This is a genomic window from Buchnera aphidicola (Cinara cuneomaculata) (assembly GCF_900698865.1).
In the GTDB taxonomy this organism is placed as follows: Bacteria; Pseudomonadota; Gammaproteobacteria; order Enterobacterales; family Enterobacteriaceae; genus Buchnera_F; species Buchnera_F aphidicola_AA.
This window is the reverse complement of record NZ_LR217695.1, coordinates 44,727-57,224: the sequence shown is the minus strand read 5'-3', so window position 1 is coordinate 57,224 and position 12,498 is coordinate 44,727. Positions and strand designations below refer to the sequence as shown.

Genomic DNA, 12,498 nt, shown 5'->3' with positions numbered 1-12,498 from the left:
TTAAATAAAAAAACTCTTTGAAAGAGATAAAATTAATAACCTCCATCCATCTGATAAAACAAATAAGATTAATTTTAACGGTAAAGCAATTGTAGACGGCGGTACCATCATTATTCCTAAAGACATTAAAATACTAGCAACAACTAAATCAATAATTAAAAAAGGTAAAAAAATTGTAAAACCAATCTGAAAAGACGTTTTTAATTCGCTAATCATAAATGCTGGTAATAATACTTGAATAGGAATATTCTTATAATTACTTTTCGTAGATATCTTAGCTAACCGTAAAAATACGGAAATATCAGATTTTCTAGTTTGCTTTAACATAAATTTATGTAATGGTTTAATAATATTCTTTAAAGCTGTATCTATATGAATTTCATTATTATATAACGGAACTATCGCAGTATTATAGATTTTATCCAATACCGGAGACATAATAAACACTGTTAAAAATAATGATAACCCAATCAATATTTGATTAGGAGGAGAATAAGGTGTTCCTAATGCTGTTCTTAAAAAACTAAACACAATAATAATACGAGTGAAACAAGTCATCATCAATAAACACGCAGGTACTAAACTCAATACAGTTAACATCATTGATGATTGAAGAGAATAATTAAATATATTAGTTCCGTAACTCACGATATTATTTACATTACTATTAGTAGTATTTGTTAATAAAAAAACTGGCACAATAGATAAATAAAAAATTATATTGTCAAATAACATGTTACCTCACTTAAACCAAAATATTATTGATTTTAATAATTTTAATGGTTTAGAGTAAAATGAACATTTATTTTTATTTTTTATAACCGTTTTCAAATTAGATGGTAATTCGTGTATCACATTAATTTTAGTTAATGTAACAGCAAGTAATAACCTAGTTTTTTCAATATGCAATATACAAATATAATGATCGGGATTTAAATAAACTTTATCCGTTATATAACTAACATTATTTTTATTCCAATAAAATAAATTACATCTTTTTATTAAAAATAAAATAAAAAAAATAAATAAAAAACTATACATAAATATATTTAGATTATTTTGGTTAACAAAATAATGAATCATGTTATTATTAGGCATAATATATATTAAACTTAATTGAATATAACTGTTTAATTTCATAAATTTTTACATGATGAATAGTCTATATCATCATTACTTATGTAACAATTTTGTTATACGAATACCATATTTTTCCTTATGCATGACTAATTCTCCTAATGCAATTAAAAAATTATTAACAAAAATATTTAACGGTTCATCTACTGCTTCTTCTAATTCTAATATAGATCCGCATGATAGTTGTAATAATTCACGAATAGTAATTTTTTTTTTTCCTAATTCAATAGTAATAAGAACAGGAATCGACATAATAGATAAATCTGTCATCATAGATTGGTCTATTATTTTTTTATTGAGATCTTTACTTTGTATTTCTTGATTTAATAATTCTTTTGTACTCACGAAATTTTTATCACCTTATAAAATATATTTATGTAATTTTCACATTATATCATAATTTTAAATTATTATGTTTATTTTAAAAATACAATATTTTAATAAAATAAATAAACTTTTATATTTAATATAATTAAATTATATAATCTTGTCTTTTATATCAAATATATATTTATATAATTAGTAAAAATTACTTATATTAAAATAATATTTCTATTTGTAAAACTTTTCTACAATACAATTCGGAATATATATTTTTAATACATTAATACGATTTTTAATATAAATATTAAATTCAAAACATATATAAGGAAATTTAATAAATCGCGTAAATAAAAAATCATTTAATGAATAATACTTACAATTATTAATACTTGACGTTGAAATATTACTTAAAAATGTTAAATCACAAATAATAAAAATTTTTTGTAATAGAAGATCTAAAATTTTTATTTCATGTAATGTTAAATTTTTATAATTACAATATTCATCTGTATTTTCATTAACATGACCAAATAAATAATTAATAAAAATAATAAATAAATCTTGTGTAATTAAAATTAAACATTTATCAGTACAATCTCTTAACATGAATTGTTTACCGATATATTTTATATATAAACTCTTCATATATATATGATGATATTTAATATAACTGCGTATAAACTGTATATTCACATTACAATAAAAAAATTTACTAAATTTTTTTTCAAATAATAAAATAAAATCAGAGAATAAATTTCTAAAAAATATTTTTTTTTTATTCAAAAAAAAATTCATAAAATTTATATGATTTAATTCTTGATTATTATTTGATTTATATAAAAAATTAAATTTCCGAGACATAGTTATAACTTATTTATAAGATAAATATATACGTAATATTACGTATATATATAATATCATAATTATACTATAAATAACCAAATTATTAATTATTTTGTTTATTTTAAGGTCAAAATACTATAAAAATTCAAACATACAGCATTATCATTACGTTGGTCTATCAATATTTTTTCTTTTATAATACGATTTTTAAGACGTAATTCTAATTTTTTCCATTGTTCTAAAGTAGAATTCAATTTATATTGAATTAATAATCTTTTTTTTAATTTTTGTTTAAAATAATTTAACCAAATATTTTGTTGATCAATCAGTTTTTGTAACATCAATATAAAATTAAAATAGAATTGAATTCTATGTTGTGTAACACCAGAAAAAAATTTTTTTGATAATAAAAAAATATATTTATTTTTATATTCTTTTAATTGTAATAAATATTTTTGTATTTCTGTTTTTTTATTTTTATAACGCGTTATATTAAAAATATTCTTATGAATATCTATTTCTATTTTTTTTTAAATACATTAATACTAGACATGTTTAAAATCATATATATCTCCGATTTATATACTAAATATTTTTTAATAATGCTATTAATTCTAATACAGATTGCGTATATGAACAACGTTCTAAAAATTTTTGTTGTAAAAATTTTTCTAAATTCGACCAAATTTTTATTGCATTATCCAATAATTTATTTGAACCGGAAGAATATACCCCTAAATTAATCAAGTCATTATGACGATAATAACATGATATTAATTTTTTTAAAAATATAGAATTTTTATAATGATCACGATTTATAATAGAATGCATCGATCGACTAATAGATTTTTCAATATCAATAGCTGGATAATGACCAGCTTCTGATAAAAAATTTGATAAAACAATATGTCCGTCTAAAACAGATTTTGCAATATCTAAAATAGGATCATTATATTCATCTCCCTCCGTCAATACAGTATAAAAAGCAGTAATAGATCCTAAACCATTCGGATTAATATTACCTATACGTTCAATTAAATACGGAATATTTGAAAAAATAGAAGCAGGATAACCTTTTAATACCGGAACTTCGTACATAGCATTAGATATTTCTCGATATGCCATAGCATATCGCGTTAATGAGTCCACTATCAATAAAACATGATTATTTTTTTTACAAAAATATTCTGCAATAGAAGTTGCATATTGAACAGATTGAATTTTTAAAATAGGAGAAACATCAGCTGGAGAAACAATAACCACTGATTTTTTTAAACTATGAACACCTAAAATATTATCAACAAATTCTTTTACTTCTCTTCCTCTTTCACCCACTAAAGATACAACAATTATATCAGCATTAGTATGTCGAGATATCATTCCAAGTAACATACTTTTTCCAATTCCAGGCTGTGAAAATATACCCATTCTTTGCCCTCTACCAACAGTTAATAAACTATTAATAGCTCGTACACCCGTATCTAAAATTTCTGTAATTGGAGATCTCTGTAAGGGATTAATTGATGCTTTAAAGAAATTAAGTGGTTTTTTTTGTGATTTAATTTCTTCTAAATTATCTAAAGGATAGCCATAACTATCTAATACCCGCCCTAATAATTGATATCCAAATGGAAAGCTATTAAAATCAATAATAGTATTATTCATGCTATATTGAGAAAAAACTTTCGATCCAGGAAAAACACCATCTAAATGCTGCATAGGCGCTAAAAAAGTAATTTTTCCTTTAAACCCTATAATTTTACATATTATACCAGATAATATATCTTTATGAATTCGTTCTACCCAACAAAAATTTCCAATAGGTAAATATATTCCAGTTACCTCAATAATTAAATTATTTACACTTAATACTCTACCATATGAAATATTGTGGGAAAAAAACGATATTTTTTTTTCAAATTTATCAACTTTATTAAACCAAGTATTTAGTAGATAATTCATATACTCTTAATCCGATAAATTTACTGCATTATTAATTCGATGCCAAAAAGAAGAGATAGAAGAATCTATTTCTTCATCAGAAGTAATAACACGATAACCGTTTACGTCTATTTTTTCATTACTAATAACAGTCCAACTATATTTTTCCATTAAAACTCCAAATTTTTTTATTATTAAATTATAATTATTAGGATGTACATGTAATTGAAGTCTATTAAATATAAATTTTGATTGTTCCGTTAATTTTTGAATTCTGTTAATTAAGTAATTTTTATTAACTACAATAATATCTTCTACTAAAATTTTTGAAATATGTAATACAATTTTTATTAATCGTTCTGAAAAACTATCGTTAAAATTATTTATAGCAATTTTAAATTTTTTTAATAAATCCGCATATTGTATTTGTATACATCTTGTTATATTTTGTGATAAAAAATCACGAGCACAATTAAAGCCCTGAATCCATCCAATAAAATATCCTTTTTTATATCCAGCGATTAAACCTTGCTGATATCCTTTTTTATAAATTTTTGAATACGTAGATGTATTTTTTTTATTTAAAACATCAGAAAACAACGATGCTTTATGTGAAAAAATATCTGATTTTTGTACTACATTAATAGTTTTATATGATTTTTTGGGTTTCCATTTCTTCCATAAATTATTATTTAAAATATGATTCATATTATATACCTAATTTTGTTTAATAATAATCTTATTCATTCGTATCAATTTCTTGATTTTTTGAAGTAATAAGTTTTTTTTTAAAAAAATGATATCATCAGTAATTGATTTATTTAAAAAAATAGTTTCTTTAAAATATTTACGTTGTTCGTTGGACATATTAGAAATAAATTTATTTTTTAAAGAATTATGTACATCACGTAACACAATACATAAACTATCTAAATCTATGTTATTAATGATACATTTTATACTTATATCATCAACAATTATGATATCTTCAAATGTAAAATACTTGCTAATCACTTTATTTAAAATATTTATATATGGAGTTTTAATTTGACTAATAAATTGAATAATATTATCATATTTGAAATAAGATAACATATTGACAATTTGATTAATTCTTTTCTCTTCTAAAAAAGAAGCTTGTTGTATATATAAAAAATAACTAATAATTTTATTTAATTCAATAAACCCTGAACAACGTAAATTTTTAAAAGTTACCATTTTTTTTAAAATATTTAACCTTTTTTTTTTGTTGAATAATTCTAATATTTTCATGGATAAAGTTTGATTTACATAAATCAACAATGCTGAAATAATATTTAAATTTTCATTTTGAATTAAAAAAAAAATATTTTTTGCACCTAATTTTTCTAACATAATAATGTTATGTAAAAAATCATTTTTTATGAAACTTTTTTTTAATAATTTATGTGATTTTTCTGTATCAATCGTGTTTTCTATAATTTGAGATATACGTGTTTTGATATCAACATTAGAAACTTTATTTTTTTTTAGTAAGTTACAAAACTCACAAATCACCATATTAGTATATTTCATTATCTCACTATCCAATGAAATCATTACATCCACTAATTCACTAATTTCTGAATTATTAAAAAATTTTAAAACAGAAGCTGATTGCTGTATATCTAGATATATTAATAATAAAGCACTTTTCTGCATACCATTTAAATGTATCATTTCTTATTCATCCAATAACGTATGATCTGTTCGATAATTTTTGGATTTTTATTAAAAATATCATCTTTAGTAACTGTACGATTTATATTTAAATTCAATTGATTTAATTTTTGATCAGATCTGTTTTCTAAATTTAAATTATTGTTACTTAATGGTTTTAAATATTTTTTTTGATTCTTACTAACCGTAATCTCTTGAACAAATAAAAAAATAATAAAAATAATAATTAATATTCCTAATAAAATAACTAATAAATAGTTGAAATTAAAATTCATATTTATCAATGCATTATTTTGATTTAAAGGAATTTGAGAAGTAGAAAACATACAATTAATTATATTAATACAATCACCACGACTATCTGAAAAATCTATTACTGACTTAACTAATTTTTCTATATCTTGTAATTCATTCGTAGATAATGGCGTAAAAATACCTATATCATTTTGTTTATAATTTATTAATACAGTAATTGTTAAATGTCGAATATCCGATTTTTTAAAACCTGGAAAAGAAACGATATTATTTGCACTAACTGAGTTAAAATCAATTATTTTTTTTTTAATTTTATTAGTAGTATTACTGTTACTTGGAATAATAAAATTATTTGAATAAACAAATTTTTTATTTAATACATTATCATTATAAAAAGAATTATTCATTAAAAAATTTTTTATATAAAATTTATATAAAAACTTCATACTTAACAATTCTAAAATTAATTGTGATACTGAATTATTTAAAGAATTATGTTGATTTTTACATGAAATCAAATCTGAAATATTGTCTGGTAATTTTTTTAAAGAAGAATTTTTTTGAATATAATCTAAATTAGACTGTCTCGAATTGATATGATTAAAATTTACATCAGCAGTAACGTGTGCAATAATATTCTTAGATCCGTATATAGGAAATAAAATTTTATTAATACAACTAGAATAGTATTCTTCTAAAGTATTAATTTTTTTATATTTATTAAATTTAAAAAACTTACTTTGATTCAAAGTAAACTTATTCAATACATTTCCAAATTGATTCACAACAACAATTCGATCAGCTGATAAATCTGGAACACTACCTGCAAGCAATAAAGTAATAGCATCTATTTGTTCTGAATTTAATTGTGTATTAGGAAATAAAGTGATAATTACCGATGCAGATGGAATTTGTTTATCTCTAAAAAAATCACTATCTTTTTTACAAACTAAATGTACTCGAGCATATTTAATAGGAAAAATATGTTCTAATGTTTTTGATAATTCACCTTCTAAACCCCTATGATAATTAATATTTTCATGAAATTGACTAATACCAAATTTTTCTTTATCTAATAATTTAAAACCATCAGTTTTTTTTTTAATATCTTGGTTATTTATTAAAGAAAAATGTAATTCATGAACTTTATCTGACGGAACTAATAAAGTTTTATAAGAATTACGAAATCGATATGATATATTCATATCTTTTAATTGTGATGTAATCCATTGACCATCTGTGTCAGATAAATTATCATATAATACAACGTAATTAATTTTATTAAACCAAAAAAAAATAGCAGATATAAAAAAAAAGATAATAGAAAAAATAAAAATGATAAATTTTAATCGATGCGATACATACATTAAAAATGTATGCCATTTTTTTTTGATTTTTAACAATACATTATTTATAACATCCATAACTTTTCCTACTTAATAATTGTGTTATAACATGTAATTATCTAATAATCAAATATTATAACAATCAATATATTTAATTATTTAAAAACATTTAAGATGTAATCTCTTACTCTTAAATAATGATATAAAAATTATAGTATAAATATACATATCTCAAAAAGGAAAAATATTATGAAAATAAATTCTATACCAAGAAAAAAAGTAAGATTAGCACCAATTTCATTACAAAAAAATAACGAAAAAAATATAAATTTTTTTTCGATGTGGAAACATGCCTTAAAAACACCCATCAATACATCAAATATTGCTAATAATAAAATAAATCAAAAAAAAACTATAAAAGATATTCATCTAAATCAAAAAATCAATAAAAAAAAAATAAAAATGTTAATTCTGTTAAATCAAAAAATAATGAATATATATCAAGAAATTATGAATATGCCAATATAAATATATTCCAAATAACTTATTTTATATATAAATATATATCATTTAATTAAAATATAAATATTTTTATTAATACATATTAAAATTTCATTATTCAAATATTTTATATATATAAATAATATACAATATTTTCCATAAAATATTGTATATTATACTCGATATATATAAAATTTAATGATAAATATTTTTATATAAAAATTTTATTATATATATGTATGTATTTGTATATATCGTAATAAATTGTATATTCGTAATAAAAACTGATTTTTCCCAATGTAAAATATTATAGAAGAAATATTAGGAGTTTCTTTTTTTCCTGTAATACCAATTCTAACTAAAGTTGCTATATCTTTAAAACAAAGATTAAATTTCTTTGTCGATTTTTTTAATAAATATAAAATATCTGATTTATGCCAACAAGTTAATGAAAAAAAATTTTTATATAAAAATTTTAATATTTTTATATTCATAATACTACAATAAATCTTAATATTATCTATTTTAGATAAATTAATATCTTTATAAAGATAAAGATATGAGTATACAAATTCTTGAATCGTATTATGATGATGTAAAAATTCTTTTAATAAACCTTGAACGTCAATATTTTTATCTAAAAAAATTTTTTTATTTTTACAATATATAGAAAAATATGAATGTACTCTTTTAATCGGTAAATTATTTAAATAATAATGATTTAACCATAAAAGTTTTTTATCATTTACCTTGCTTGATGATTTACTGACATTACATATATTAAATAAATTTTTCATTTCGTCTACAGAAAAAATTTCTTGATCTTTATAAGACCATCCTAATCGTAATATATAATTTAAAATTGCTTCAGGAAGAAATCCTTCATTAATATAACTAGTAATACTTCTAGATTGATTTCGTTTAGATAATTTAATACCTGAATTATCTAAAATCATCGATACATGAGAATAATTTGGAATCGGTGCATTTAATGCATGTAGCAAATTAATTTGTCTAGGAGTGTTATTAATATGATCTTCTCCTCGAATAATATGAGTAATATTCATTTTCCAGTCATCTATAACAACACAAAAATTATATGTAGGCATGCCATTTGATCGCTGAATAATTAAATCATCTAATTCATTGTTTGAAACGTATATCGGACCTCGAATCATGTCAGTAAATTTTACTATACCTGTTAATGGATTTTTAAATCGCACTACGAATGGTATATTTGATTTTTTTAAGAAAAAACAATGATTTCGACACCTTCTATCATACCGCGGTTTTTGTTTTTTTAAAATTTGATTTTTTCTTAATTGATCTAAACGTTCTTGTGAACAATAACATTTATACGCAATATCTGTTTTTAACATAGATAAGATTATATCTTTATATATCTGTAATCGATTACTTTGATAAAAAGGCCCTTCATTCCAGTGTAAACCTAAATAACTCAATCCATATAAAATATCTTGTACGTAATTCTTACGTACTCTTTTAATATCAGTATCTTCAAAACGTAAAACAAATGATCCATTATATTTTTGAGCAAATAACCATGAATATAAAGCAGTTCGCGCACCGCCTATATGTAAATATCCAGTAGGGCTAGGAGAAAATCTAGTTTTAACTTTCATAAAATACTCAACTTAAAAATTAAGTTTATTAAAAAGATTTATACATAAAAAAATCAATCAAATTGTATATTTTTTAATCAAATAAACATATATATGTAAAATATATATTGACTCATAATATATCTGTTCTACAATATAGTATTGTAATCAGGGTGATTAGCTCAGTTGGTAGAGCTTCTCCTTTACACGGAGAAGGTCGGCGGTTCGAGACCGTCATCACCCAATATATAATAAAGGGGTCGTTAGCTCAGTCGGTAGAGCAGTTGACTTTTAATCAATTGGTCGCAGGTTCAAATCCTGCACGACCCATATTTTTAAACCATAAAACACTACTAATTATATTTTTATTAAGAAATAAAAAAAATGTTTAAGATACCAATTAATTTTTTTATAATATAAATATTATTTTTATTTTTTATAAATTTCATAATTGAACTAGCAATATTTATACCAATACCTTTAATATCTGATAATATATCATTATTAGTTTTAATGAAATTCGTGATAGACTTATAATAATTAGCTAAAATTTTAGAAATAGAAATACCGACATCTACTATTCCTAAAGAACAAATAAATTTATCTAAACTAACATTTTTAGACGCATTGATACTATCAATAATAATATTTGATAATTTTTTACCTATTCCCGGAATAGATTGCAACATATTCGTCGTTAAAATAAAAAAATCTACTGGAGTATTTACATAACCATAGTCAATTAATTTAATAATATTTTTTTTTCCTAAACCTTTAATATAAACGCCACATTTAGAAGCAAAATAAATTAATCGCTGTATATTTTGAGCTGGACATAAAAAACTAGCTGGACAATATAAAAAAATATTATTAGAAGAATATACTAATTGGGTATGACATGATAAACAATATGTTGGACAAATAATTTTTTTTACTAATTTATCTCGTTTTTTTACTACAACATTTTTAATTTTAGGAATAACATCTCCCGCACGATATACTGTAATATAATCATTAATATAAATATTTAATTTTTGAATCATACTAATATTATGCAATGATGCTTTACTAATCAAAACTCCAGAAACATTTACAGGAATAAAATGAGCAACAGGAGTTATTATGCCCGTTCTACCAATTTGAAATGATACATCTATAATTTTTGTTTCTACATCTAAGGAAATAAATTTTAAAGCTAATGCCCATCTAGGATATTTCTCTACATAACCTATTTTTTTTTGAAATGTAATAGAATCTACTTTTATAACGATACCGTCTATTTCGAAATCTAATTTCGTTCTATTAGAATAAATTTTATTATAAAATTTTATAATATCTTTTATATTACTACATAACATACTATTTTGATCTACAGTAAAACCCCATTTTTTAATTTGACTTAATCGTTCATTATGACTATAAATTTTTTTATCAGATACAAAAGCACCATATCCATATACAAAAAACATTAATTTTCTTTGTCTGGTAATATTAGGATTCAATTGTCGTAAAGAACCAGCGGCAGCATTACGAGGATTAGAAAATATTTTTTTATTATTTGAAACAGCTAGTTGATTTAAAATTAAAAAATCAGATTTTTTTATAAATACTTCTCCTCGTATCTCAATAATTTTAGGAATATTAGCTCCAATAATTTTTTTAGGTATAGACGAAATCATATGGACGTTTTTCGTAATATCTTCTCCGATATACCCGTCTCCTCTAGTAGAAGCTGAAACTAATAATCCATTTTTATATAATAAATTTACAGCTAAACCATCTATTTTTAGATCACAATAATACTGAATATCATCAATACCATTAATATACTTTTTAATTCGTCGTTCAAAAAGATTAATATCAGATATATTATTAGTACTTTTTAATGATAACATAGGAGTTTTATGGATATATTCAGAAAAAATATGTAATTTTTTTCCGCCAATTTGTTTTAATAATTTATTTGATTTATTAAATGAATTTTTCTTTCCATATTTTTTTTCTAATTGAATTAATCGAGTACATAATTGATCATAAAGAGAATCTGAAATTACAGGAGAATCTAAAGTATAATACATATAATTATGATATCTCAATTGCATACGTAATTCTACAATTTTATCATAAATTGACTTCATCATACACACCATATATTTTTATAAAAAATCGTCATTATTTTAAAAGCAATAAAATTAAATTTCAATACAATAAAATTCTTTTTAAAATATATTTATAAAATATAGAATATACTTCTAAATAATATTTATATGAATTACTTATATTAAAATATTTAATGGTTTCTATGCATATATTATCTGCATATAGGTGTAAAAAAACAAAAATAAATAATTTTATAAAATTAAAAATAAACATAAATATGAAAAAAAAAATATATATTGTATCCCCTACAACCGGGGTAATTCAAACCATCTATGAAACAAAAAATTTTTTTATTTATAAAAAAAAAATTATTATTAATTCAAAAAAAAATATAATTGTATCACCCAGTAACGGAAAAATAAAAAATGATTTTTCAAAAAAAATAAATTTTATAATACAATATGATCCTAATATACATATATTAATAACAAATAAATTTAAAAAAAATACATATAAAAAAATTAATATAATTCCTACTAACCTTAATAATTATAATATATGTACTGGAGAAATTATATTTATGATAAATTACTTAAATAATAATAAACATAATTATGAATATCAAACTATAATAGAAATATACTCTACAAAAAAAATCAAAAAAACAAAAAATTCGTTAATTCAAGTGCAAGCTGGCACCACTATATTATCTTCTATTTAAATAAAAAATA

General features: G+C 21.0%; 13 protein-coding genes and 2 tRNA genes. 4 read left to right on the top strand and 11 right to left on the bottom strand.

Going from position 1 to position 12,498, the window contains the following annotated elements:
- From fliP to fliF, 9 genes are all read right to left on the bottom strand, one after another.
- Nucleotides 1-735, bottom strand: a complete 735-nt coding sequence (fliP, locus tag APCICUMA2628_RS00260) for a flagellar type III secretion system pore protein FliP (protein WP_154027067.1) — start codon at nt 733-735, stop codon at nt 1-3.
- A gap of 6 nt (nt 736-741) precedes the next feature.
- Nucleotides 742-1,041, bottom strand: a complete 300-nt coding sequence (locus APCICUMA2628_RS00255; protein WP_232036816.1) for a flagellar biosynthetic protein FliO — start codon at nt 1,039-1,041, stop codon at nt 742-744.
- Between the two features lie 132 nt (nt 1,042-1,173).
- On the bottom strand, nt 1,174-1,482 hold the full coding sequence (gene fliN, locus APCICUMA2628_RS00250; protein ID WP_154027061.1) for a flagellar motor switch protein FliN: 309 nt from the start codon (nt 1,480-1,482) through the stop codon (nt 1,174-1,176).
- 207 nt (nt 1,483-1,689) lie between these two features.
- A complete protein-coding gene (locus APCICUMA2628_RS00245; protein WP_154027059.1) occupies nt 1,690-2,322 on the bottom strand; it encodes a hypothetical protein in 633 nt (210 codons plus the stop codon).
- 98 nt (nt 2,323-2,420) lie between these two features.
- The gene (locus APCICUMA2628_RS00240; RefSeq protein WP_172598569.1) at nt 2,421-2,645 is read right to left on the bottom strand and encodes a hypothetical protein; all 225 of its coding nucleotides are present in this window, start codon (nt 2,643-2,645) and stop codon (nt 2,421-2,423) included.
- Between the two features lie 244 nt (nt 2,646-2,889).
- Nucleotides 2,890-4,266: a FliI/YscN family ATPase gene (locus APCICUMA2628_RS00235; protein WP_154027052.1), complete on the bottom strand. Its 1,377-nt coding sequence runs from the start codon at nt 4,264-4,266 to the stop codon at nt 2,890-2,892.
- Between the two features lie 6 nt (nt 4,267-4,272).
- A complete protein-coding gene (locus tag APCICUMA2628_RS00230; protein ID WP_154027049.1) occupies nt 4,273-4,953 on the bottom strand; it encodes a FliH/SctL family protein in 681 nt (226 codons plus the stop codon).
- Between the two features lie 9 nt (nt 4,954-4,962).
- Nucleotides 4,963-5,943: a FliG C-terminal domain-containing protein gene (locus tag APCICUMA2628_RS00225; RefSeq protein WP_154027046.1), complete on the bottom strand. Its 981-nt coding sequence runs from the start codon at nt 5,941-5,943 to the stop codon at nt 4,963-4,965.
- Complete coding sequence (fliF, locus tag APCICUMA2628_RS00220) at nt 5,940-7,622, bottom strand: flagellar basal-body MS-ring/collar protein FliF (protein ID WP_154027043.1); 1,683 nt, start codon at nt 7,620-7,622, stop codon at nt 5,940-5,942. The genes APCICUMA2628_RS00225 and fliF overlap by 4 nt, the downstream gene beginning before the upstream one ends.
- Nucleotides 7,623-7,793: 171 nt before the next feature.
- Between fliF and APCICUMA2628_RS00215 the strand changes: the two genes are divergently transcribed.
- Nucleotides 7,794-8,072 (top strand): hypothetical protein, encoded by a 279-nt coding sequence (locus tag APCICUMA2628_RS00215; protein ID WP_154027040.1) that lies wholly within the window; start codon nt 7,794-7,796, stop codon nt 8,070-8,072.
- A gap of 200 nt (nt 8,073-8,272) precedes the next feature.
- Here the strand turns inward: APCICUMA2628_RS00215 and gltX are convergent, their stop codons facing one another.
- Entirely contained in the window at nt 8,273-9,688 is a 1,416-nt protein-coding gene (gene gltX / locus APCICUMA2628_RS00210) for a glutamate--tRNA ligase (RefSeq protein WP_154027037.1), read from the bottom strand.
- 150 nt (nt 9,689-9,838) lie between these two features.
- Between gltX and APCICUMA2628_RS00205 the strand changes: the two genes are divergently transcribed.
- Both APCICUMA2628_RS00205 and APCICUMA2628_RS00200 read left to right on the top strand, forming a co-directional pair.
- Nucleotides 9,839-9,911: transfer RNA gene (locus tag APCICUMA2628_RS00205), tRNA-Val, on the top strand.
- 13 nt (nt 9,912-9,924) lie between these two features.
- Nucleotides 9,925-9,997, top strand: a tRNA-Lys gene (locus APCICUMA2628_RS00200).
- Nucleotides 9,998-10,035: 38 nt separating this feature from the next.
- Here APCICUMA2628_RS00200 and ligA read toward each other — a convergent pair.
- Nucleotides 10,036-11,805, bottom strand: coding sequence for an NAD-dependent DNA ligase LigA (gene ligA, locus APCICUMA2628_RS00195; protein ID WP_154027034.1), 1,770 nt, complete (start codon nt 11,803-11,805; stop codon nt 10,036-10,038).
- Between the two features lie 164 nt (nt 11,806-11,969).
- Here ligA and APCICUMA2628_RS00190 point away from each other — a divergent pair, with 164 nt between their 5' ends.
- Nucleotides 11,970-12,488, top strand: a complete 519-nt coding sequence (locus APCICUMA2628_RS00190) for a hypothetical protein (RefSeq protein WP_154027031.1) — start codon at nt 11,970-11,972, stop codon at nt 12,486-12,488.
- The last annotated feature ends 10 nt before the right edge of the window (nt 12,489-12,498 follow it).